Source organism: Singulisphaera rosea (assembly GCF_054877945.1).
In genome coordinates this window covers 439,489-461,931 of sequence record NZ_JBTYIP020000003.1, presented here as the reverse complement: position 1 = coordinate 461,931, position 22,443 = coordinate 439,489, and the positions used below count along the sequence as shown (strand labels likewise).

Annotated in this window: 15 protein-coding genes; 4 read left to right on the top strand and 11 right to left on the bottom strand. The window is 64.9% G+C overall.

The window, feature by feature from the left end; translation table 11 throughout:
• Positions 1-59: 59 nt before the first annotated feature.
• From ACYOEI_RS08100 to ACYOEI_RS08075, 6 genes are all read right to left on the bottom strand, one after another.
• A complete protein-coding gene (locus ACYOEI_RS08100) occupies positions 60-968 on the bottom strand; it encodes a PP2C family protein-serine/threonine phosphatase (RefSeq protein ID WP_462848885.1) in 909 nt (302 codons plus the stop codon).
• 336 nt (positions 969-1,304) lie between these two features.
• The gene (locus tag ACYOEI_RS08095) at positions 1,305-1,808 is read right to left on the bottom strand and encodes a peptidase associated/transthyretin-like domain-containing protein (RefSeq protein WP_462848884.1); all 504 of its coding nucleotides are present in this window, start codon (positions 1,806-1,808) and stop codon (positions 1,305-1,307) included.
• A 222-nt stretch (positions 1,809-2,030) separates the two neighbouring features.
• Positions 2,031-3,080 (bottom strand): DUF1559 family PulG-like putative transporter, encoded by a 1,050-nt coding sequence (locus ACYOEI_RS08090; protein ID WP_462848883.1) that lies wholly within the window; start codon positions 3,078-3,080, stop codon positions 2,031-2,033.
• 976 nt (positions 3,081-4,056) lie between these two features.
• Positions 4,057-7,209 (bottom strand): efflux RND transporter permease subunit, encoded by a 3,153-nt coding sequence (locus ACYOEI_RS08085; RefSeq protein ID WP_462848882.1) that lies wholly within the window; start codon positions 7,207-7,209, stop codon positions 4,057-4,059.
• Positions 7,210-7,689: 480 nt separating this feature from the next.
• Complete coding sequence (locus tag ACYOEI_RS08080) at positions 7,690-9,009, bottom strand: efflux RND transporter periplasmic adaptor subunit (RefSeq protein ID WP_462848881.1); 1,320 nt, start codon at positions 9,007-9,009, stop codon at positions 7,690-7,692.
• Positions 9,006-9,632 carry a TetR/AcrR family transcriptional regulator gene (locus ACYOEI_RS08075; RefSeq protein WP_462848880.1) on the bottom strand — a complete coding sequence of 209 codons (627 nt, stop codon included), beginning with the start codon at positions 9,630-9,632 and terminating at the stop codon, positions 9,006-9,008. The genes ACYOEI_RS08080 and ACYOEI_RS08075 overlap by 4 nt, the downstream gene beginning before the upstream one ends.
• A 251-nt stretch (positions 9,633-9,883) precedes the next feature.
• Here ACYOEI_RS08075 and ACYOEI_RS08070 point away from each other — a divergent pair, with 251 nt between their 5' ends.
• A complete protein-coding gene (locus ACYOEI_RS08070; protein ID WP_462848879.1) occupies positions 9,884-10,339 on the top strand; it encodes a protein tyrosine phosphatase family protein in 456 nt (151 codons plus the stop codon).
• Positions 10,340-10,432: 93 nt separating this feature from the next.
• On the opposite strand, the gene ACYOEI_RS08065 is transcribed toward ACYOEI_RS08070, so the two are convergent.
• A complete protein-coding gene (locus tag ACYOEI_RS08065; RefSeq protein ID WP_462848878.1) occupies positions 10,433-10,939 on the bottom strand; it encodes a hypothetical protein in 507 nt (168 codons plus the stop codon).
• 358 nt (positions 10,940-11,297) lie between these two features.
• Here ACYOEI_RS08065 and ACYOEI_RS08060 point away from each other — a divergent pair, with 358 nt between their 5' ends.
• Together ACYOEI_RS08060 and ACYOEI_RS08055 are read left to right on the top strand one after the other, a co-directional pair.
• A complete protein-coding gene (locus ACYOEI_RS08060) occupies positions 11,298-14,051 on the top strand; it encodes an outer membrane protein assembly factor BamD (RefSeq protein ID WP_462848877.1) in 2,754 nt (917 codons plus the stop codon).
• Positions 14,052-14,234: 183 nt separating this feature from the next.
• Positions 14,235-15,296: a tetratricopeptide repeat protein gene (locus tag ACYOEI_RS08055; protein WP_462848876.1), complete on the top strand. Its 1,062-nt coding sequence runs from the start codon at positions 14,235-14,237 to the stop codon at positions 15,294-15,296.
• 70 nt (positions 15,297-15,366) lie between these two features.
• On the opposite strand, the gene ACYOEI_RS08050 is transcribed toward ACYOEI_RS08055, so the two are convergent.
• The gene (locus ACYOEI_RS08050) at positions 15,367-15,984 is read right to left on the bottom strand and encodes a hypothetical protein (RefSeq protein WP_462848875.1); all 618 of its coding nucleotides are present in this window, start codon (positions 15,982-15,984) and stop codon (positions 15,367-15,369) included.
• Positions 15,985-16,371: 387 nt separating this feature from the next.
• Positions 16,372-17,214 (bottom strand): hypothetical protein, encoded by an 843-nt coding sequence (locus ACYOEI_RS08045; protein WP_462848874.1) that lies wholly within the window; start codon positions 17,212-17,214, stop codon positions 16,372-16,374.
• Between the two features lie 297 nt (positions 17,215-17,511).
• On the opposite strand from ACYOEI_RS08045, the gene ACYOEI_RS08040 reads away from it, so the two are divergent.
• A complete protein-coding gene (locus tag ACYOEI_RS08040) occupies positions 17,512-18,699 on the top strand; it encodes a HEAT repeat domain-containing protein (RefSeq protein ID WP_462848873.1) in 1,188 nt (395 codons plus the stop codon).
• Between the two features lie 609 nt (positions 18,700-19,308).
• Here the strand turns inward: ACYOEI_RS08040 and ACYOEI_RS08035 are convergent.
• The gene (locus tag ACYOEI_RS08035; RefSeq protein ID WP_462848872.1) at positions 19,309-20,709 is read right to left on the bottom strand and encodes a spinster family MFS transporter; all 1,401 of its coding nucleotides are present in this window, start codon (positions 20,707-20,709) and stop codon (positions 19,309-19,311) included.
• A gap of 217 nt (positions 20,710-20,926) precedes the next feature.
• Positions 20,927-22,117, bottom strand: a complete 1,191-nt coding sequence (locus ACYOEI_RS08030) for a hypothetical protein (protein ID WP_462848871.1) — start codon at positions 22,115-22,117, stop codon at positions 20,927-20,929.
• Between the last annotated feature and the right edge of the window lie 326 nt (positions 22,118-22,443).

The following is a 22,443-nucleotide window of genomic DNA, read 5'->3' as shown; positions in this document are numbered from 1 at the left end:
CCTCGACAAGGGCCGGCAGGTCGGGCGTCCTGCCCGGGTGCTTTCGAGCGGACTGGGGATCATCCAACCCGGTAGCGAGCGGCGATCGCGGTCACGTTATCCGGACCTCCTCGCTCGAGGGCGAGATCCACCAGCCTCGCACAGGCCTCGCTCGGGTCGGGATGATCTTCGAGGGCCTTGGCGATCGTGTCGTCATCCACGGGCTCGGACAGGCCGTCCGAGCACAGGAGGAGGACGTCGCCATCGTTCACGCTGAGCTTGTGGATCTCGGCGAAGACCCCGGCGCGAGGGCCGCCGATCACGTTCGTCACGATGTTCCGGCTCTTGTGCTTCCTGGCGTCCTCGGGCTTGAGAGCACCGCCGTTGACGAGGACCTGGACGAGCGTGTGGTCGCTCGTGATCTGCTCGAGGAGGCCGTCGCGGAGGAGATAGGCTCGAGAGTCGCCCGCGTGGACGATGAAGATGTCGGTTGCAATGCTGTAGGCCATCGTCAGCGTCGTGCCCATACCGTGCAAGGTCACGTCGGCCTTCGCCCGCTCGAAGACGGTGCGGTCGGCCCGCTCGAGTCCCTGGCGGAGCTCGGCGAACAGGGCGTGCTCCTCGAGCCCTTCGAGGTGGAGGAACCACTTGAGCGTGTCCAGGACGAAGCGCTCGACGCTCTCGACGGCCAGGGCGCTCGCGGTCTCTCCCGCGGCGGCCCCCCCCATGCCGTCGGCCACGACCATCAAGTATCCCTCTTCGTCCGAGAAGTGGGTGCCGCCCGCTCCCGGGAGGCTCGTCGAGCAGACCGTCATCGCCTTCGCCAAACGAGCGACCAGGAAGTGGTCTTCGTTATTCTTCCGGACCTTCCCGGGATGCGTCATCGCCCCGTGTTCCAACCTGACCCGTTGCCTCGCCGTCTGGCCCTTCACCGGGAGATCCACGGTCGAATTGGACGAGGGGCCGGGGGTCATCTCGAGTCTTGGCATCGCGGTAATCCTGTTGGAGGGCGGCGGTCGACGGCGGCAACTCTCGCCACGAACAGGATATGCAAAACCAAGGCCGATAAGAATCGCGTCGCGAGATGTCCGAACCTTGTCCTCGAATGCCAGGATGGTGCGGACTGGGCGCGGCTAGTCGATTCGAGTTCGTAGCGATCGGGAAATGGGTCGCGGGTGGGGGGATTCGTGCCGGGGGATTGGTCGAGGGGAATTCGGTGGGAGGGGGATGGGAGAGGCGTTGAAGTCGTCGGTGTCCGTCCCCGTCTCGAAACCCGGTTTTTCAGGAAAAACCGGGTTTCGAGGGCCGTGGTTCGAGACGGACACTCAGTCCGCCAGGTTGATGTCGATCGTGTTCGACTCGGCTTTCACGTCCTTCTGGAGGTCGGAGGTCTCGGCAATCTGATACTTGCCCGGGAGGGCACCCTTTGCCTTCTTGGCGGCCTTGATCTGGAGCTCCTGGGGGATCGCGTTGTAAGTCACGCCTCGCTTCTTGGCGAGGGCGTTGGAGTCGGTTTGGACCTGGTTCGAGTCGACTTGCCGGTCGTCCACCGTCACCTTGTACGACCCGGGCAGGGCGCCGTCTCCGGGGGTGAGCGTCGTCAGCGAGTAGTAACCGTCCTGGACGGATCCGGTGGCCCCGCGCCCATCCGGCGAGGTGGGGATGAAGCTGATGTTCGCCTTCTTCACCGGCTCGCCCTTGTACAGCACCTTACCCGACACGGAGTAGCGCGTCCCCAGGCCGTCATCACCGCACCCCGGCGCGGCGAATGCGGCGATTGCGATGGCGGACGAGGTCGCGAGCGAGCTGAGATTCCATTGCCGTTTCATGTCGGAACCCTGCAATTCCCAAGAGACCGCCCCTGCCCTGACGTTGTCCGATTCACTTCTCGACGAGGGGCAATGTCCGAGGACTGACCTTCGGAAGGAAAAGTCGGGACGGGCGGTCGGTCGCCAGTGGTATGGCCCGATCGGAAGGGGCCAAATCCCAAAATAAAGCCGAGGCCGCGGGCAGGGCGAACCCCGCCGCGACCTCGGGCGATGAGTCGACGATCAATAGGCGTCGGCGCTGATCACTTCGCCGCCGTTGCGGCTGCCGAGGGCCGCGTAGGTCACGCGGTTGACCGAGTTCTTGAGGAACCGAACCGAGCCGTCGGCGAAGAGGAAGTTGGCCCCGCCGGGGTGTCGGCTCTTGAAGCCTCGGGCGGCGTAGCTGAACCGGCAGTTCCAGTCGGACGAGCCGTAGCCGCCGCCGTCGGTGCAAGCCGGCTTGAGCTTGCTGGTGTTCCAGTTGATGGGCACCGTCACGCCCGCCGCGCCACCGGTGAAGCCCCACATCTCGTTGTTCGGGTCGTCCGAGGGGAGGCCCTCGCCGACGATCAGCGTGTTGCTGGTGCCGTCGGTCACCGAGGCGATCGTCGCGGTCTGGCCGTCACGGTAGTCGGCGAAGGCCCGCATCGTCCCGCTGGTGTCCGTCGTGCCCCAGAAGCCGTTGAAGCCGATCCGGGGGTTGGTCGTGGCCCCGACGGGGGTCTCCCAGGGATTCGCGGTGGCGGTCAACGGGCCGATGGCGTAGTTGTCACCGAAGCTCATCAGGTAGTTCGAGACCGGGACATAGTTCCGGTTCGGGTCCGGCGGGGTGATGACCGAGTAGGTGCCGTTATCGCCGTAGGGGACGTAGCCCGCCGGCGCCTGGCCCTGTCCGTCGGAGGGGCAGAGGAAGACGTTGAAGCTCGTGTACCAGATCGTCATCATCGCCGGGCCGGGGCTCTCGTTGAGCTGGAGGCTGAAGTTGATGGTGTTGAACTGGTTGCCCAACTCCATCTGGGGCAGGATCGCCGCCCTCCAGGTCATGCCGTTGCCGGTGAACGCCCAGCCGCCCTTGACGGCCGACGGGGGGAACATGTCTTGCGAGCTAATGTAGTTGTGAATGCCCAACCCGATCTGCTTCAGGTTGTTGGTGCACTGGATCCGCCTCGCCGCTTCGCGGGCCGCCTGGACGGCCGGCAGCAGCAGCGCGATGAGGACCGCGATGATCGCGATCACGACGAGGAGCTCGATCAGGGTGAAACCGCGACTGCGAACCCGCGAACGAAAGAACATGAATCGATCCTCGTAGCCTCAGAATTGATGAGTGCCCCACACCTCGAAATCGAGGTGAAACGATGTCTGCACTAATCGATACAGCGGAAGGGACGGGCGCGATTCACTGCGGGCCATCGGCGAGTACGAAAGCGCAGGACGCTGTCGACGCGGCCAGACGGCTAGCGTGAATCAACCTGGGTCGATCGCATTACTTCACAAAGAAAGTGCAGAGCCAGCGCCGAATTCGCGAGAGGTGGGGGGACCACTGAATACGGTTAACTGGTCTTCGTAGCGTGACAATGCACTGGGGATAGTATCTGCGGATTTAGGCCCGGTCAAGGACCCCCAAGGAAGTAGTCTGAAAAAATCAAGAGATTTCCGGGCCCAACGGCCGCCGTTTGACTTCAACCGACCTGCGGGGCCTCGGAGCCCTGTAAACAGGCGGCCCCCGGGTCGTGGCCGATTCGACAGCTGTCCGGGTGCAGTTGTCATGAAATGAGCAGGAACAAAAGTTTCGCACGACGAACGAGTTGCGGCGAACTCTCCGGAAGCAGCATCCGATGTTAATTAAGACAACTTATGCGTGAGATCCCTGGATCCGTCATGCTCGAATGCGGCTATGTCCATGCGGCCTCGCGTGGGGAAACGTCCCGGAAAATAAATTTGAGGGCGAACTCGATTCGTCTTCAATCGATGCGTACGTGCGTGCAGAGACCCGTGGAGGGTACGACAGACGCTCGGATCGGGCGGAAATCACTCCGCCGGGTGTGTCTTAATAAGATAGGATTCGTGGCCAGCCGTCCCTGCCGATCGGCGAGGTTCCGCCGGGGTGGCCAGAGCCAGAATGCACGGGAGCTTGAATTCTCCCGTACACGCAAGGCGACTCCATGAACGCGAGAGGCCCGCCCCCCCCACTCATGAGGGGGACGGGCCATCCATCCCGGGATCAGTCCCTGCGGCGGCGAGGTGGGTTGATGTTACGAGAGGGCCTCGATCAAGAGGCGCCATGCACGGCCTCGAGCTCCGGCGAGGGCCTGGCCTCGCGGGGGGCGGTGGGCGCGACCGAGAAGCGAATCCCGATGCGCCGGGTGAAGTTCACCCACATGTCGATCAGGGCGTAGAAGACCGGGGTCACGAGGAGCGCCAGGAGGAGCGAGAGCATCTGGCCGCCGATGATGACTTTGGCCATGCTCGCCCGGGCCCCGGCGCCTGGGCCTTGGCCCAGGGCGATGGGCACCATCGCCGCGACCAGCATGACCGTTGTCATCAGGATCGGCCGGAGCCGGGTGTGGTTCGCCTCGATGATCGCGTCGTGGCGCGGGACGCCCTTGGCCCGGAGTTGGTTCGTCGCGTCGACCTGGAGGATCCCGTTCTTCTTGACGATCCCGATGAGCATGAACAGCCCGAACATCGCGTAGAGGTCCATCGGCGTCCGGAAGAAGACCAGCGAGAGCAGGCCGAACGGGACGGTCACCGGCAGGGCCATCAGGATCGAGATCGGCTGGGTCCAGCTTTCGAACTGGGCGGCCAGGATCATGAACATGAACAGGATCGAGAGTCCGAAGGCGATCAGGAAGTATTTGCCCGTCTCGCCCATCGTCTTCGCCTGACCGGTGAAGATGAACGAGTATTGCTTGGGCAAATCCAGCTCCTTGATCGCGGCCTCGGCCCTGGCGACGGCCTCGCCCAGGGGGATCCCCTCGGGGTTGCCGAGCACGGTCACGATGCGTTCGCGGCTGAGTCGTTCGATCTCGGTCGGCCCGCGCTCGTCGACGAGCTTCGCCATGCTCGAGAGGTCGACCAGGCCGGCGACCGGCGAGGGGAGCTTGAGCTGGTAGAGGTCCCGGCTCGTCGACCGGTCGGCCGCCTCGGCGCGGAGCCAGACGTCGTACTGCTCGGCGCCGTCGCGGAACTTCGAGATCGGCATCCCGCCGACCAGGATCCGGAGCGTGTCGGCGATCAGGCCGACCTCGATCCCGAGGTCGCTCGCCCGCTCGCGGTCGACGATCACCTGGACCTCGGGCTTGCGGAGCGAGACCGTCGTGTCGAGGTCGACCAACCCCTGCTTCGCCTTGAGCTTCCGGACCAGCTTGTCCGCATAGTCGGCGAGGCCGTTGATGTCGGGGCCGGACAGGCTCACCTGGAAGGTCTGCGGCCGACGCCCACCCTGGAAGGGCGAGACGTCGTTCACGCTGGCGCGGAGGTCGGGGTAATCCAGCAACATGTCGCGGGCCTCCTGCTGGATCACGAACTGGCTGTAGTCGCGCCCGGCCAGGTCGACCATCCGGACGTAGACCGTCGCCCGGGTCACGTCCCCCTGCCCCTTCACGACCCGCCCGCCCGTCGCCTGGCCGATCGTGGTGAAGAGGTGTCTCGTCCCCTTGAGCTTGCGCAGCCTCGACTCGAGCTCCGCGCAGAGCGAACTCGTCCGCTCGAGGCTATACCCTTCGGGCGTGGTGATGCTGACCTCGAACTCGCTCTGGTCGTCGCGGGGGATGAGCGAGACCCCCATGATCCCCGCGATCGGCACCGTGCTGATGATCACGCCGATCGTGATCAAGACAACGATTGGCTTGAACCGCAGGGCTCCTCGGAGCGTCAGCCCGTAGCCGACGTCGATCAGCCGGTAGATGAAGCCCGACTTGCTCTTGGCGTGCCCCGCCTCGCTCGGGTCGAGCTTGAGGAAGCGGCTGCAGAGCATCGGCGTCAGGGTGAACGAGACGAACAGGCTCATCATGATCGCGAAGGCGACCGTCAGGCCGAAGCTCGAGAAGAACCGGCCGACGATCCCCCCCATGAATGCGATCGGCACGAAGATCACGACCAGCGAGAGGCTCGTCGCCAGCACCGGCAGCGCGATCTCGCGGGTGCCGACCCTCGACGCCTCCATCGCGTCCATGCCGTCTTCTTCCATGTGCCGGAAGATGTTCTCGTGGACGACCACCGCGTCGTCGATCACGATCCCGATCGCCAGGATCAGGCCCAACATCGTGATGTTGTTGAGCGTGAACCCCATATAGCTCATGAACATGAAGGTTGGGATGATCGACGTCGGGATCGCCAGCGTGGCGATGACGGTCGTGCGCCAGTCTCGGATGAAGAGGAGGATCGTCGCCGACACCAACGCCGCGGCGAGCAGCAGGTGGAACTTCACCTCTTCGATGGATTTTTTGATGAACCGCGACTGGTCGCGGATGATCTCGGTGGTGATGTCGCCCGGGAGGGTGGCCTTGACCAACTCGAGCCGTTCCTTGACGGCGTCGGAGACCTTGACCGTGTTCGAGCCCGACTGCTTCTGGATCACGAGGCTGACGGCGTTGACGCCGTCGAGCCTGGCGAGCGTGCGGGGTTCCTCGTACGAGTCCACCGCGCGGCCGATGTCGCGGATCCGGATCGGGTAGCCCTTGCGGTTGGCGACGATCAGGTCGTTGAACTCGACGGCGGTCCGGATCCGGCCGAGCGTCCGCAGGACCAATTCGCGAGGGCCCTGGTCGATCCGGCCGCCGGGGACCTCAAGGTTCTGACGCACGAGGGCGAAGCGGACGTCCTCGACCGAGAGGCCGAAGCCGGCGAGCTTGTTCGTGTCGACCACGACGTTCATGGCCCGGACCCGGCCGCCGACGAGCGAGACCGCGCCGACGCCGCCCACCGTCTCGAGCCGTTCCTTGATCCGCTTCCGCGCGATCTCGGTGACCTCGCGGAAGTCGCGGCGGCCGGAGATGGCGATCGTCATCACGGGGATCGAGCCGGTGTCGAACTTGTCGATGATCGGCGACTCGGTCCCGTCCGGCAGGTCGGCCAGGATCGTGTTGACCTTGTCACGGACCTCCTGGACCCCGACGTTGCCGTTCTTCGAGAGCTGGAACTCCACCGTGATCGTCGAGACCCCTTCCTGGGTCGTCGACCGGAGCTCCTCGATCCCGCTCACGGTGTTGATGATGTCTTCGAGTGGCTTGGTGACCGAGGTCTCCATCTCCTCGACGCTCGCGCCGGTGAGGACCGTGGTCACGGTGCAGACGGGGAAGTCGACGTCGGGGAAGAGGTCGACGCCGAGTCGGTCGTAGGAGACGAGGCCCAGCACGACCGGGATCGCCACGAGGACCCAGGTGAAGACGGGCCGTTTGATGCAGAGATCGGAGATGGTCATGGGACGACCTCAACCTGAAATGGGGGGCCGGGATGCGGCCGGGGTCCGACCCGGGCGGGCCCGGGGCCTTCGCCTTCGCGATTCGTCGGGTGGGATCCGCCCACCGGTGATCCGCCTGCGTCTCGGGCCGTCCGGCCCTCGACTCTCGGCGAGTGACGCCCTCTTCGGCGGCGGAGAGGGCGCGCAGGACGTACTTCGTCCGCCTTACCCGAGTTTCATCCGAATTTCGAGATGTGCACAAAACCGGACATTTTCATGCTAGCAATTCATTGGGGACGTTAGCTGTTTCTCTCGAAACCTGTTTTTTTCCTTAAAAAAACGGGTTCCTGACGCTCTCGGCATCGACAACCCCACGCGGGGATGGCGTCGTGGCTCCCGGCAGAAACCCGTTTCCTAAGAAGAAAACAGGTTTCAGGACCGGGTCCTGAGAGCCAGGTTCCACGAGTTGGTACCCCAACCCGCGGGACCTCCCGGATCCCGTCAGCCCGCCGGACTCGGGGCGGCCTTAGGCGGCTCCGCGGCCTTCGGCGTTTCGGGCTTCGACGTCTCGGGGGTTCGGACGACGACCTCGGTGCCGTCGGCGAGTTGGGTCTGGCCGGTCGTCACCACGCGGGCTTCGGCCGGGAGGGCACCGATGATCTCGACCCACCCCGACCCCTCCAGTCCGGTTTCGACGTTGATGGCGCGGGCCTTCGTCCCCTCGACGACGAACAGCTTCGTGACCCCGGCATACTTGACGACCGACTCGAGGGGGACGACCGTCGCCCGCGAGTTCTGGTCGGTCAGGATCGAGGCCTTCGCGAATCCGCCGGGGCGGAAGAGGCCTCGGTTGTTGGGGATGGTGATCTCGACCTGGAACGTCCGGTTCACCGCGTCGATCGACGGGTTGATTCGAGCGACCGTCCCCTGGATGGCCATCGTCGGGTGCGAGGCCAGGCTCATCCGGGCCGGCTGGCCGAGCTTGACGTCGGCGCTGAAACGCTCGGGGACGTTCGCCCAGAGCTTCAGCGGGTTTTCGATCACCAGCTCGGCGATCGGGTCCCCCGATTTGAGCATCTGCCCTTCGGAGACCGAACGTCGGACGAGGGCGTACGAGACCTCCTCGGTGACCCCTGGGGCCCGTTTCGATGGGAGCGGGACGTGAATATCCATGTCGCGCCTCGCCTGCTTGACGACCTCGACCGCGACCTGGCTCGACTTCGCGTTCGCCAGGGTCGCGTTCGCGTTGAGGATTGCGTTGGCCAGGGTGGCCTTCCCGGCCTGCTCGTCGTTCTCGGCGTTCTGGAGGTCCTGCGTCGTCCCCGCGTTCCGGCGGGTGAGCGAGCGTTCCCTCGCGAGATTCTGTTCGTAACGCTCGAGCGTGAGCTTGGCCTGGACGACCGAAGGCACGGTCGACACGTCGAACTGGCCCTCTCGAGGGACCTCCTTGAGCCCGAGCTTGGCGAGCTCGGCCTGGAGTTCCCGCTCGGCCTTCTTGATCGAGAGGTCGGCGTCGATCGGCTCGAGCTCGATGAGGATCTCGCCCGGCTTGATCCGGTCTCCCATGTCGTGGAAGACCTTGAGAACGCGTCCCTCCTTCTTGGAGCCGACGGTCACGTCTTCCCAGCCCCTGAGCGTCCCGACGGCCTCGACGGTCCGCTCGACCGGCCGGTACTCGAGCGGGGCGACGGTCACGGGCACGGGCTTGGGGGCGGTGCTCGCCTTGGCCGTCGACTCGACGGCCTCGTGGCCGCATCCGCAGAACGAGAACGGCGCCAGTCCGGCCAATCCCAGGGCGATCGCCCATTTCCGAGCGTTCATGATTCTATTCCCCGGCGGGGGGTCTCCGGAGTGCCGAAGCCTGTCAGCAGGTCGCCCACGAGGCGTCCCGCCAGGTCAGGCCCCAATTCCCCGTTCTTGTACAGGAACTCCAGGATCGAAACGAAGATCAGCCCCATGCACGCCTTGGCGAACGACTCGACCCGGTCCGGGTCGATCACGCCCGCCTCGGCGGCTCGGCGAAAGACCTCGAACATCTGACAATCCACGCCGCCCTTGAATCGTTCCATTTCGCCGACAAGGCCCGAGGCGTGGGGTCCGAAGAACAGGGAAAGGACGAACCGCGTGCAATCGGGATCCTCCCGGCAGAACGCGAACCGCGCCTCGACGACCTGGACGAGCATCTCGACCGGGTCTTTCCCCTCGTCGAGGATCTTCTGCAACGCCTCATTGAGGCGGATCATCGGCGACCGGAAGAGGGCTTGCGCCAGTCCTTCCTTGCTGCCGAAGTGGTAGTAAAGCGTCGGCTTGGTAACCCCCGCCTCCTCGACGATCGTCCGCACCGACGTCGCGTCGTACCCCTGCGTGGCGAACAACCTCGCCGCCACACGCGCGATGTGTCGCGCGACCTCACTCGTGGTTTCGCTCGTCGTTTCGTTCGTCAACTCGATCCCCGACATCGGTTGGACGCCCGTCTCTCGGCCCGTACTCGCCCGGCTTATACCGAACGGTAGGTATACCGTATACCGAACGGTAGGTATTATCGGCGAAAGTCCGAAAAGCACAACCGAGAATTTGGGAAATTCTGGCTGTGAGAGGCGGGCGAGGCGGGTTAAGGTCGCAGTCGACGAGCGCGCACCGGGAACCGATTGGCGCGGTGCTGACGATCGAAATCCTCACGAAGGGAGAGTTTGCGATGAACTTCAAGCGCGAGATCACGCCGGGGATTACCATCGGCGATCAACCGTCCGGGCCCGAGATCGAGGCCTTCAAGGGCGAGGGATATGTCGGCGTCGTCAACCTCCGCAACGACGGCGAGCCCGAGCAACCCCTGGGCACGGCGGCCGAAGGCGAGCACGTGCGAGGCCTCGGGATGGATTACCTCCATTACGGAGTCGGCGCCGCCCCGTTGACGAAGGCGGGCGTCGAGTCGGTCCTCGAGTTCCTCGACCGACACGCCGGTTCGGGCAAGGTCATGGTCCACTGCCGCAAGGGGGCCCGCGCCGCCGCCCTCGTCCTGATCCACCAGGCCAAGGCCCAGGGATGGTCACCCGACGAGGCCGTGGCCAAGGGGAAGGCGATGGGGCTCGACGTCGAGGGCGGCCTGAGAAACCTGGCCGAGGCCTACCTCAAGGTACACTCCGAGAACTAGGCCGGGATTCGGTATCCTGTTACCTTGGCCCCCGGAGTGACCGGACGACACCGTCGTGACTGTCGGAGGACGCTGAAGCCGGGGGCTTCGTCCTCAATAAGCGAACTCGGTCCGGTCCCAGCCCCGTTCTTTTACGAGACGTGATAGGTCGGCCTCCAGGGCCTGGAATGCGGAGGGTTGGCGCAGGGGTTTAAAATTATCAAGATATCGCGACACGAGTCGGGCCTGCCCGATCATCGAGGGTTTCCGCAGGTGGCGCCCCTTGAGTTCACTTGCCTCGCGCAGTATTCGAGTGAGAACTTCCTTGGGATCCGGCTCGTGCTCGATCCTGGACATCCGGGGTAGTGCCAGAGGGACCTTGCCGTTCGGGTTACCGGCTGCCTTGCGTATGGCGCCCTCGTCGAAGAGGAGCCACGCTTCCGTCATCCGAACCGGGATGACGCAGATTGCAGGAGGGACCTCCGGGGCCACGATCGAGGCCATGGCGCGCTCGATCTCTTCGCGTCGGCGCTCGGCGGGTTGGTTCTCGGCGTCGCGATGGACGAAGACGTCGACGCCGATCAGGTTCTTGAATCCCGAGGCTTTCAGCCGGGTCAACATCGTCCGCCTGCATCGCCAGTTAGGAGGGCATGGGCTCGAGTCGAGGGCCCAGTCCAAGTCGATTCTAGGGGATGCGGCCCGTCTCGGGAATCATGTCGGCGAGCGAATATGGAACGTCAGGACATCCCGACTGGAATCACAAAGATGACGCCGAGGGTGGCATCGAGGCTGGCCGGATCGGGTTGATCGGGCCGAGTCGCCGCAGGCGATCTTGCGGTCGGAGTCGGCCCTCGGCCGCTTGACGAGGCGGTTTGGGTCGCCGTAGGATTAGGCAGAAATGCATCCGTGCACGAAAGAACGACCTGCGGGGACGGCTCCGCGAGGGGGCCTGCGCCGAGGGTGCCGGGAGGAGCCGTTCATGATGCGCCGTGCGCTTGTGCTGGCCGCGTGGTTCGCCGCGTCCCTGGTGGCGATCGGCCCGGCCCGGGGTCAGGAAGACTTGAGGACGGCGGCGAAATTCGTCGAGGGGCTTCGCGAACGCGGCTACTACGACCTGGCCGAAGAGTTCCTCGAACGGCTCCGGGCGAATCCCGAGACGCCCGAAGACCTCCGCCTCAAGATCGACTTCGAGCAGGCGAAGCTGATGTCGGCCGAGGCGGCGACCTCGGCCGACATCGTGCTCCAGAAAGAGATGCTCGACAAGGCCCGGTCCAAGCTCATCGCGTTCACCAAGGACCACCCGACCCACCCGCAGGCGGCCGAGGCGTTCGTCAAGCTCGGGAGCTTGCTGGTCGAGCGCGGGTACCTCGCGATGATCCGCGCCGAGGACCCCGACGAGAAAGACAAGCCCCGATTCCTCTCCGAGGCCCGCACCTCGTATCGCGAGGCCCGCGACGCCTATGTCCAGGCCGACGAGAAGCTCACCGCCGCTTTCAACTCTTTTCCTCCACACATCCCCGAGAACAAGCCGGATCTCATCGAAGAACGCAATCGCGTTACCAGTGAAAGGATGATGGCCCAGCTTCAGAAGGCGATGGTCGACTATCAGGAGGGGCAGACGTTCCCCGCCGGCTCGAAGGAACGCAACGAGAGCCTGACCAAGGGGCTCACCCAATTCGATGATATCTACAAGCGATATCGAACGATGCACGCCGGCCTCACCGCGCGGATGTGGCAGGCCAAGTGCTACGAGGAGAAGGGCGAATACGGGGCGGCGATGGGCCTCTACAACGAGCTGATGCGCCACGATGCCCCCGAGCTCCGCGGGCTCCAGCGGCATGTCGGATACTTCCAGATCCTTCTCTACAACAAACGCAAGGAATACCCGCTCGCCGAACTCGGGGCGCAGGGTTGGCTCAAGACGTACGGGAGCGCCGCCGAGCTGAAATCGAGCCTAAGTCTCAGCATCGGCGTCCGGCTCGAGATGGCCAAGGCGATCCTGGCGCAGATCCCCGAAGCGTCGACGGCCGGGGAGAAGGCCGACCGCAAGGGGCGGGCCGTCGAGCTGCTCTCTCAGATCGTCCGCTATACCTCCCCCCAGAAGGCGGAGGCGCTCAAGCTCCTGAAGGAGAACAAGCCGAGCGCCGCAGCCCGGTTCGAGGACGTGGCGAGGCTGAACTTCGACGAGGCGATGGGGCAGGCCGAGGAGGCGATGGCCTCGCAGGAGTGGCCCAAGGCGATCCTGCTCCTCAAGCAGGCGATCCGGAGGGCCGACCCGGTCAAGGACGCCGACAAGGTCCTCCTCCCCCGCCATCGGTTGGCGCTCAGTTACTACAACAACCACCAGCCCTACGAAGCCCTGGTCATCTCCGAGCACATCGCCCGGCGCTATCCCTTCAAGCCGCTCGGCCCCAAGGCGGCGGAGCTCGGGATCGGCTCGCTGGCCGAGGCTTACAACACGTTCGTCGAGATCGACCGCGGCAGCGACCTCAATCGGCTCATCGATCTCGCGAAGTACACCGTCGCGACGTGGCCGGACAAGGAGGAAGGGGACTACGCCCGTACGACCCTCGGGCAGATCGCCCATGGCCTGGGCAAGTACACCGAGGCGATCGAGGCCTACGAGTCGGTCCGGCCCAAATCACCCCGACGAGTCGCGGCGCAGACGGCGGCGGGGGCGTCTCACTGGGAGCAGAGCCGGTCACTCTTGCGGGCCGGGAAGACCGCCGAGTCCGACGAGGAAGTCAAGAAAGCCCTCGCGACGCTGAATACGGCGCTGACCGCCAGGCGCGAGGCCGGTACGCCGCCAACCGACGGTGACCTGGTCGGCAACGTGTGCGACATCGCGAACATCCGCCTCGAGACCGGCAAGCCGGCCGAGGCGATCGCCCTGCTGGACCCCCTCGCGAAGGCCCAGGCCGCGTCCCCCGGGCCGTCCTACCCGCGGCTGATGGCGACCCTCCTGAAGGCCCACATCGGCGCGGGCCAGGTCGATCTGGCCCAGGCCGACATGGCCGCGCTCGAGAAGGCCGGCGGCGGAAACAACCTGACCCAACTCTACTACAACCTCGGCAAGCTCCTCGAGAAAGAGATGGACGCGCTGAAGGCCAAGGGCGACAGCGCCGGCCTGGCGAGGACCCGCACCTCTTACCAGAAATTCCTCGCGGCCCTCGCCGACGCCAAGGCGGGGCAAACCTACGAATCGCTCCAATGGGCCGGTGAGAGCATGCTCAAACTCCAAAATCCGAAGGAGGCCGGCGCGGTCTTCAAGCGGATCCTCGAGACCGCGGATAAGGACGCCGGCTTCCTCGGTTCGGAGGGCAAGGACTTGCGCCGGCAACGCACTCGGCTGTCCCTCTCCTCTGCCCTAAGAGGCCAGCGCGATTTCAACGCTGCCGAGGCCATGGTCGCCGGGCTCCTCAAGGATTACCCCAAGACGATCGAGCCCCTCATCGAGAAGGGTCTGCTGCTCGAGGACCAGGCCGCGGTCGACTCGAGCAAGTGGAAGGCGTCGATCGCCTACTGGCAAGGCCTTGCCCCCCGGCTGGGAAAGGCGAGGACCAAGCCCCCCGAGTATTACGACGCCTGGTACCACGTCGCGTATGCCCTCTCGAAAGACGGGCAGAAGGCCAAGGCCAAGCAGATCCTCGGCGGCGTGATGAGGCTCTCGCCCAACGTGGGGGGGGCGGAAATCAAGAAGAAGTACACGAGCCTGCTCGCAAGCCTCAAATAATCAAAAATCTTTAGCCACGGATGGAACACGGATAAAACACGGATAAGAAAATACAAATTATCAAAATTTGTATTTTATTTGCGGTAATCTGTGTCATCTGTCGAGAAATCGCCTTCTCTGATCCGTGTTCCATCCGTGGCAAAAAATCAATCCAACGACCCGACATCCGAGGAGCCCCGCGTGATGAAAGTCCGACGCATCCGTCCGGCCGGGTTGGTGATGCTCGTCCTGGCCGCCTCCGCCGCGGTCGCCGACGAGGTCGTCCTGGTCCCGAACGCGAACGTGAAGAATGCCATCGGGGGGCGGGTCCGCGGGACGATCGAGTCCGAGACGGCCGCCTCGGTCGTGGTGAAGGTCGGGGCGAACTCGACGACGGTCCCCACCGGCGACATCGTCTCGGTCTCGTACAACGCCGCGCCCCCGAGCATGATCCAGGCCGAGACGCGTGAGTCGGCCGGGGCCCTCGCGGAGGCCGCCGATCTCTACAAAAAGGCGATGGGCGAGGCAGAGGGCAAGCCGCTCATCCAACAAGAGGCCCGGTTCCTCCAGGCGAACGCCCTGGCCGAGCTCGCACTTGTCGACGCATCCCGGGCCACCGAGGCCGTCGGCCTCCTGGAAGCCTATTTGCGGGCGCACGCCAACACCCGGCAGGTCGTTCAGGCGTACGACGACCTTGCCCGGCTCCAACTCCAGAAGGGGGACATCCCGGCCGTCGAGAAGACCGTCGCCGCGATGTCGAAGCTCCCCCAGAGCGCCGACCGTGCCGCGGTCTTAAGGGCCAAAGTCTTTGCCAAGCAAGGGAATTATGACAAGGCGATCGAGGAATACGACCGCCTCATCAAAGGGGCGGCCGAGGGCTCGGTCCGTCGTCGGGAGGCCATGCTGGCGAAGGCCGAGAGCCTCGCGGGCAAGAAGCAGTATGCCGAGGCCGAGGCCGCGGTCCGCGCCGTCATCAAGGCCGCCGGACCCGAGGACGTGACGACCCAGTCCGCCGCCTACAATACCCTGGGCGATTGCCTGGCCGCCGCCGGCAAGCCCAAGGAGGCGCTCGACGCCTACCTCCACACCGACATCCTCTACTCCAAGGACAAGGAGCAGCACCCGAGGGCTCTGGCTCATATTTCGAGACTTTGGCGCGTGCTGAAGCGAGACGACCGCGCCGAGGAGGTCTGGCAGCAGCTCAAGAAGGACTACCCGACCAGCCGTTGGCTGTCTGCGGCTTCGGCCTCGGGCGTTACCCCGTAAAAGGAAGCGGCCCGCCGTCCGAGGGGACGGCGGGCCGGGTTCGGGGCGAGGGTCGAGCGGCCAGGCGACGTCAGGTGGTCGTGGTTGGGTTCGTCAACTGGGCCATCTTCTCGGCCTTGTTCTTCAGGATGTCCTTGTGGCTCAGGACGGGGCCGGGCCCGCGGTTCGTGAGGCTGATCGGGACCTGCACGGGGATCGTCTTGCCCGTCCAGCCATCGACGTCCTTGGCCGCGACCGTGATGTAGTAGCGCCGACCGGCCGCGTACTCCGTCACCCGGCTCGCCTGGAGGTTGATGGTGAACGAGAACGAGAACTTCCCCTGACCCAGGTCGGTCAGGCGGAGCGGGGCCGACGGCTCGTCCCGATGGTATTCGTCGACCACCGAGAAATTGGCCTGCTTGGGTCCCAACAGGGCTTTGAAGACCTGTTTATTTCCGACGACCGTGAATTCCTGGAGCGTGCCCGAGACGACGACGGGGACGTAACGCCCGTTCGGCGGCCAGAGCGTGTTCGGGACGGCCGTGAGCGTGTTCATCGAGAAGGAGAGCAAGGAGCGGCCCTCCAATGCCCCGACTCCGGGGGCGAATCGCGGCCGCACCCGCGCGGGCCCGGCCTTGCGCCGGCCGGGACGGAACTCGTCCAGCAGGCGTTTCAGCGCGGCCACGGCCGGGCGGAATCTCGGGTGCATCCCTGCCTCCCTTCCTTGGGACGAGCCTGGTCGTCTTCCTTGACGATCCGATCCGAAACGAGGCCGATGACGTGACGCCTCGAGGTTCCACCGGGCGAATGCCCGGGATTCGGCCAGGGGCCAAAGCGCGGACATTATAAATCGATTTGGGAAGTTGGGGAACGGCTCTTTTGGGAAGAGAACCTCCCCCCCTTCTGCAACCCCATCCCTCGGGTCCTCGCAGTAACGTGGGGAATTCTGGCAAACGAGGTGGACATCGGGGCGGGCCCGACGCGTTCCTCCGAGGAGGAAGATGCGTCGGGCCCGCCCCGATTGAGCTTTCGCGAAGTCCGGCCTCGGTCGGAGGGAGAAACCCAGCCGCCTCGTGCCATTTGACAACCGGTCGCGTCAACGACGCTTGAGGTTTGGGTTGGCCTGGCCGTTGTCCACCAAGGTGGGACGCCCTGTGGATGCCCCTGGTCGCTTCGTCTGGATCACGACGTCGCGGAACTTCTGGCGGACTTCGGAACTCACGTCCGAGGGCTTCATCGTCACCTGGCAGGCCCAGTTCGGGTACATCGCGACGAGCCGTCCCATCAACGAGACGAACCAGCCGGCCTCCCGCACCTGGTCTTCCAGCAGCTTTTCGATCAGCGGTCGGACGGTCCGGGCCACGGCCTTCCAGCCTTTCGAGTCGACTTTGACGTAGGCCTCGATGTCATGCTGGATCCACTGCTCGCCATTCACCTCGCGATAGAAGCCGGAGTGGACGACCAGGACAACCCGCCCTTCGAGGTGGGCCGCACCCCTGGGGCTGGTGTAGTTCAGGTGGCAGAGCAGGACGTGGAGCTTGGGCGAGCGGTGGGCGAACTCCCAGGTCGCCTCCGCCCCCGCGCCGTCGGTCCCTTGATATCGATTCGGCCCGATCTGCTGGAGTCGAACCGGGCTCGTGGCTAAGTCTTGCCAAAGGGCCAAGGTAATCCCTGGCTCATTCAAGAGGCTGAGATAAATCCGAGGGTTGCAAGGGAATGTTTCGGGAGCTCCCTTGCGATAGAAGGTGTTATCTCGGATGACCTCGGCCACGGACTCGCGCATCTCGGGCGCGATCTGCTCGAGCGGGACGACCTGCGCCGGGTCCACCTGCCGCGTCGCGGCCGAGGCGGCGGGACCGCCCCAAGTCGCGAGGGCGAGAAGCGTCGCCAGCCCGACGATCGAGGTCGCCAGCCTTCGACGGTCCAGGGGAGGATACATGGCAACTCCGTTGAGGCTAAGAACCGCCGAACGCCAAAGGGGGTGTTGGAGTCTCCGCCCCCTGCCCCCTGCGTTCACCTGTTCTTTGATCGGTCGTCTTGGCCCGATTCCTGATCGTCACTGTCTGATTGGGGCAATTTTTGGGGTCGTTGGGCAAATAGGGGTTTTGGGGAGACTGATCGTTTCGACGAGAAGAGTCGGATAAATGGTCTTGCCGGGATTTGGATCATCATTAATATGACCGGCCAATTGGTGTGTCCGTCAGCAACTCGCTCGGTCTTTGCAGGGAGGCAAGGCATGCCGGGACGTCGTCGAACGGGGCTGTGGATCGCGAGCGCTCTGGGCTTGGCGATCGTAGCCGGGTTGTCATTCATGGGTGTCCGCAACGGTCGATCGACTCCGAAGGCCAAACCGGTCGTCTTCGACGCGAAGACCCCGCTCGCGGACCTGGTGCCGGCGCTCCGCGACAGCGATGTGCGCGCCCTGAATGCGTTGGCCCAGAGGCTCACGCCGAAGGATGGCGACCCGGTCCTGCCGGTCGAGGAGGCCGAGGCGAAGTCGTGGATCAACGTCCTCTCCGCCGTGCGGACGGGCTTCCCGAAGTTCGGGGGCTACGGCCGGGTGACGGCGCTCTTGGTCACGGCCAAGGTCCTGAACCGATTTTCGGTCGAGACCGCACCCCCCTCCTGGACCAAGGTCCTGCCGCTTACGAGCGACATCTTCATCTCGGGCATGGTGGCCCCCGAAATCGACGTGAAGGTGAACGCCCTCCTCGAAGTCGGCAAGCTTTGGGGCTGGACGCCGGGCAAGACCCCGGAGCCGCTTGAAGAAGATGCGCTGGTGGAATGGAAGTCGAGCTTGCTCCGTTCGGCCACGGGCCGTTGCCTGGGCGACATCCAGCCGAAGGTCCGTGCCGCGGCGGTCGCCTGCCTGGGGAACCTGCCGATCGACGAGGTCGTGAAGCCCGCGGTCGCCTGCCTCGAAGATACCCGTAAAGGCGCCGGGGAAGTCCGTCGCCAGGTCCTCATCTCGTTCGCGAGGCGACGGACGCTCCTGAGCGAGGACGCCGTCCTCAAGCTCCTGTATGATCCCGAGCCGGGCATCCCCGAGATGGCGGAGATCGTGCTCAAGACCCGAGGCCTGACCAACGAGCAGATCAACCTCGGCCGGATGATCTTCCACCCCAAGCCCGAGCTGCGATCGTCGGTGATTACCCTGCTGCGCGACCGGACCGACATCGACCCCGTCGTCTGGCTGCTCCAACTCTCGCACGACTCCGACGAGAGCGTCCGCGCCAACGCCGTCGAGGCTTTGAGCAGCAAGCTCTCGCCCGAAGTTCGCCGCCGGCTCGCCGAGATGGCCAAGACCGACCGGTCGCCGTCCGTCCGCCAGGCCGCGGGCAAGGTCGTCCCGCCCGACGCGGAGAAGACCGCCGCCCTCCCCCCGCTCCCGGGCTCGCCCAACCTGAACCCGAAGGCGAACTGAGGTCGAGGGCGAATCCACACGCCTCGACGACAACCGACCGGCAAGCTCACACCGAAACCCGCCCTCTCGATGAAGAGGGTGGGTTTTTCGTCGTTTGCCTTCCCAGAACATGACGCCTCCAGGATTGCCCCGGCCGTAAAGGGAATGACGGAGGTGTCGAGATCCCGCCCCGGAGGATTGGGGATTCATCGTCGGGAGACCCTCTGCCGGTCCTGCGGAGCTCGGAAACCGGGAAACGGAAGGCCCGTTCCCGGTCCTCACGCCGTCAGGCGACAAGTTCTCCCACTTTCGAGTTGCAACTCTTCGGTACAAGCCCGAGGCGCAAGCGAGTGAATCCTCCTCGATTTCACTCGATGAGATTCACTCGCTTGCGCCTCGGGCTTGTAAGGAGTCATTCCAAGAGAGGTATCGGGAGCATGCAATCCGAGCAAGATCCGCTCGAGGAACTCGCCTCATCCATCCCCAGGGCACGACTACGGATTGTTGCTTGGAATGTCTGTCTGTCCTGACTTGTTCGTTCCCCAGCTCCGGAGGAGCGGTAGGGTATCGCAAGGCTTCGCGAGCCCCGGGGCCCTCGACGTGACCTGCCCCCCCGCACCTTCCGGTCGCTCAATGGCGGACGAATGCATCGGAAGACGGGGGGCCTCCCGACGCGGTTGCGCGGTCCTGGTCTTCGGGGAGGTGGCGTGAGCCGAGGAGGAAGAAGACGAAGCCGATCAGGAGGACGGGGGCGACCGAGAGCATGCCGACGGTGAGGTTGCTGTCCCCGGTCGTTCCGGCTCCGATCGAGGCGAATGCCTGCCCCACGGGGGATGCGGCGATGTTGGCCCTGCCGAACCACTCGGAGATGGCTCCGATCGCGATCGGGGAGCTGATGTCCCCGAGTAGGTGGAGCAGGAAGATGCTCACCGCGTATCCCGCGGCGCGCTGGTTCGAGGGGACGACGTTGGCCGTGACCGTGTTGCAGGGGCCGAGGACCATCGCGAGCAGGACCATGGCGCCGAAGAGGTACGCGAGGGACGTCGTCTGATCCGGGCTGAGGATCCCGAGGACTCCGAACGGAACCGAGGCGAGAACGACGAGGCTGGCCATCAACAGGTAGGCGCGACGGGTGAACCGGAGCAGGAAGTCGGCGAAACCCGTCCCGATCACGATGCCCAGCAGCCCTGCCAGGGCGGTCAGGGCGCCGATCTTCAGGCCGGCGTCCTTCGGAGACATTCCGCGGACCGTCTGATAGAACTCCGAGCCGAACACGGCGTATCCGCCGGTCGCATACGTGACGGCCGCCAATCCCGCGGTGTTATAGAGGAAGGATCGCGTCCGGAAGAGCTTGAGGTAGTCGCGGATCCGAGGCTTCTCGACGAGCTCCCCGGCCTTCCCTTCCGAGGCGCCTCGGCCCGGGTCGTGGATCAGGAGCCCGGCGAGGGCCACGAACAGTCCGGGCAATCCCACGACCAGGAACGCGGCCCGCCAGTTCCAGGCCTCCGCGAGCCAGCCGCCGATCCCGTATCCCAGGGCCCCGCCGAGCGGCAAGGCCAGATAGTAGACGCCCATCGCCCGGCCTCGGGCCTTGGGCGAGAAAAGGTCGGCCAGCAGCGCCGGGGCGATGACGCCGTAGGTGGCCTCGCCCACTCCCAACAAGGCACGCCAGAAGAACATCTCGTTGAAGCTATTCGAGAAGGCGGTCCCGACCGTCGCCAGGCTCCAGAGTCCCACGCCGAAGGCGAGCATGATCCGACGGCTGTAGCGGTCACCGAGCCAGCCCATCACGGGCGAGACGATCGTGTAGGCGATCATGAACGCGGAGCTCAGGATGCCGTAGCGGACATCCTTGATCACCAACGTGGCTTTGACCTGGGTTGCGACGGCGTAGAACGAGTAGCGATCGATGTAGTTCAGCAAGTTCATGCTGAACAGGACCGCCAGGGCGAACGCGCTGGTCGCCGCACTCGGCATCTTGCCCGCACCTCGAGCCGAGGCGACCGCCGGACCAGACGTGGGAGACTGCATGATGTTGCGGGCACCTCGGGGGGAGTCGGGTACACTCGTTGAGGAAGCCCCATTGTTATACACGCCCCCGGGGCGCCTGGCGAGGCAGGTTGGGGCCGCGGCCGGGGCTCAAGGACCGGTCCTTTGGGGACGCCTCGGGCGAAGACGGGAGGCTCAACCCTCGACCTGCGACCCGGCGGCACCGCCGGGAGATCGGGCCGTCGAGCGGATCGGCCGATCACTCCACCTCTTCGTCCTTGGCCTTGGACCGCTTCAGCTTCGGCGCCTCGCGTTCCACGACCTTGGCTTCGATGAAGACCAAGACCTCGTTGTTGTTGGGGCCGGTGCCTGGGATTCGCAGGTTATTGAAGAGGCCCGTCTTGGGCTGGAGGATCCCGGGATGGATCCCGGTCGAGATCAACAGCGTCTGCCCGAGCTGCCACCCTTTGACCATCTTGTTCAGGTGGGTTTCGGAGACTTCGGGGATCTCGAGCGTGATCTCGGGAGTCCCGACCTCGCGTGGGGTGAGGACGCTCGTGCGGTGGTAGTTCCGGACCGTGTTGGCGGTCAAATCGATCGCGGCGTCGATCTTGTCACCGTCGAAGGCCAGCAAGGGGCTGATCCGGAGCGAAACTCCCTCTTCCAGGGCTTCGGCGCGGGGCTGATAGCCGAGCCCGGCCGCACTATCGCGCTGGATGCTCCCGGTGTAGTTCTGCTTGGCCATCGACTTGACGGTGATGGTCTGACCGTTCACGATCGAAACATTCGTATTCGCTAAGCGAACACAGCCGGGATAGATCAGCATTTGAGACTGGACGTAGGGCGTATTCTCCGCGCTCAGCGTCCAGACCTGCTGCCCCTGCGGGCCGCTGAGGACCGGCGTCAGTTGCGAGTAGACATTCGACCGCCATCGGGTGTCGACCGCCCGGATGAACTGGACGTGGAGCGAGAGGTAGTTGTGGGTCGCGTTGGAGAATCGCTCGACGATCTCGGAGACCTGCTTGATGATCTTCGCGTTGTTGTAGACGCGGAGCTGGGTCCGGCTGGCGCTCAGGACGGCGATCTTGTCGCCGTGCCAGGGGGCCGAGGTCGTCCTCCGGATGATCCAGTCGACGATCGAGTTTTGCGGGTCGGCGTGCTCCTTGCCCGTGGCCATGGAGACGTAGTTCGAGATGTCGAACGACTTCCATTGCTGGCCGGGTTCGGGCGGGAGATTCGGGGGGATTTCCTCGTCGTTGGCCGACGCTTCGTGGCCCTCCGACGTCGTTTCCTCGTCGTCCGAGTGTTCTTCGCGCACCGGTTCTAAGGCGACGCGATCTTTCTTTCTCGCCTTGGTCGAGGCGGTGCGGCTCGGGGTTTGCGCGAGGAGGCTCCGAGGGGCGAGGCCTCCCATCAGCATCGTCAGGAACATGGCCTTGCGGCGGTCCATTGCCAGTGGCCTCCTTGCCGGGCTGGCCTCAGGGCGAAGCGATTCGGGCGTCGACGACCGGTCGCGGGGCGGGATCCAACACAGGACGGGCGATCTCGACCCGCGGACAATTCCGGGCGACAGGTCTCGGGACCGGTGCGCGGGGGAAATTAGCAGAGCCGAGGATTTGTCTCAAGCCCAATGGCCTCAGTTCCGACATCCCTTCTTTCCCCCCCGTTGTGACAGGGGGCCGGGGACGAACCGAGGCACGTCAGCCTTGCCCACTTGTGAGGGCTGGGGAGGTTCGCCACAATCACAGGCCTTGGGCGTCGCGTCGTCGGATCCAG

Bases quoted from the DNA above. Each gene is read 5' to 3' on its own strand.
- ACYOEI_RS08080 (WP_462848881.1), bottom strand. From the start codon at position 9,009: ATGAACGCTCGGAAATGGGCGATCGCCCTGGGATTGGCCGGACTGGCG.
- ACYOEI_RS08090 (WP_462848883.1), bottom strand. From the start codon at position 3,080: ATGTTCTTTCGTTCGCGGGTTCGCAGTCGCGGTTTCACCCTGATCGAG.
- ACYOEI_RS08055 (WP_462848876.1), top strand. From the start codon at position 14,235: ATGAAAGTCCGACGCATCCGTCCGGCCGGGTTGGTGATGCTCGTCCTG.
- ACYOEI_RS08030 (WP_462848871.1), bottom strand. From the start codon at position 22,117: ATGGACCGCCGCAAGGCCATGTTCCTGACGATGCTGATGGGAGGCCTC.
- ACYOEI_RS08040 (WP_462848873.1), top strand. From the start codon at position 17,512: ATGCCGGGACGTCGTCGAACGGGGCTGTGGATCGCGAGCGCTCTGGGC.
- ACYOEI_RS08060 (WP_462848877.1), top strand. From the start codon at position 11,298: ATGATGCGCCGTGCGCTTGTGCTGGCCGCGTGGTTCGCCGCGTCCCTG.
- ACYOEI_RS08070 (WP_462848879.1), top strand. From the start codon at position 9,884: ATGAACTTCAAGCGCGAGATCACGCCGGGGATTACCATCGGCGATCAA.
- ACYOEI_RS08035 (WP_462848872.1), bottom strand. From the start codon at position 20,709: ATGCAGTCTCCCACGTCTGGTCCGGCGGTCGCCTCGGCTCGAGGTGCG.
- ACYOEI_RS08065 (WP_462848878.1), bottom strand. From the start codon at position 10,939: ATGTTGACCCGGCTGAAAGCCTCGGGATTCAAGAACCTGATCGGCGTC.
- ACYOEI_RS08095 (WP_462848884.1), bottom strand. From the start codon at position 1,808: ATGAAACGGCAATGGAATCTCAGCTCGCTCGCGACCTCGTCCGCCATC.
- ACYOEI_RS08085 (WP_462848882.1), bottom strand. From the start codon at position 7,209: ATGACCATCTCCGATCTCTGCATCAAACGGCCCGTCTTCACCTGGGTC.
- ACYOEI_RS08050 (WP_462848875.1), bottom strand. From the start codon at position 15,984: ATGCACCCGAGATTCCGCCCGGCCGTGGCCGCGCTGAAACGCCTGCTG.
- ACYOEI_RS08100 (WP_462848885.1), bottom strand. From the start codon at position 968: ATGCCAAGACTCGAGATGACCCCCGGCCCCTCGTCCAATTCGACCGTG.
- ACYOEI_RS08045 (WP_462848874.1), bottom strand. From the start codon at position 17,214: ATGTATCCTCCCCTGGACCGTCGAAGGCTGGCGACCTCGATCGTCGGG.